Raw genomic sequence first — 456 nt, forward strand, 5'->3', positions numbered from 1 at the left:
CTGTTGTAACCGTAAACACGCGCCACTTCTTCAATTAAATCTTCTTCAATACGCACATCAAAACGGTAACTAGGTACATCTGCACTCCAGCTGTCGTTTTCAACTTTTACGTTAAAACCTAAGCGAGTTAAAATATCAGTCACTTTCTCATATTCAATATGGTTGCCAATAAAACGGGCTAAAAGGCTACGACGTAAACGAACCTCAGTCACTTTAGGTAGTTTATCTGCGGCAACGGCTTCAACCACTGGGCCTGCTTCACCGCCTACTATTTCAAGTAGTAACGCTGTTGCACGCTCTATTGCATCATGCTGTAGCGCAAAATCAACACCACGCTCATAACGATGCGATGCATCTGTGTGTAAACCGTAGCTACGTGCTTGCCCAGCTATTGCTACAGGGTTAAAAAATGCGCTTTCAAGTAATATATCAGACGTTTTATTTGTAACACCCGAT

General features: G+C 42.5%; 1 protein-coding gene. It reads right to left on the reverse strand.

Translation table 11 applies throughout. The annotated features are described in order from the left end of the window. Window positions 1-456 (reverse strand): phenylalanine--tRNA ligase beta subunit-related protein (locus AAEY83_RS12875; protein ID WP_351059299.1); only part of this gene is annotated, 456 nt, incomplete at both ends.

The organism is Psychrobacter sp. TB20-MNA-CIBAN-0197, assembly GCF_040309765.1.
In the GTDB taxonomy this organism is placed as follows: domain Bacteria; phylum Pseudomonadota; class Gammaproteobacteria; order Pseudomonadales; family Moraxellaceae; genus Psychrobacter; species Psychrobacter submarinus.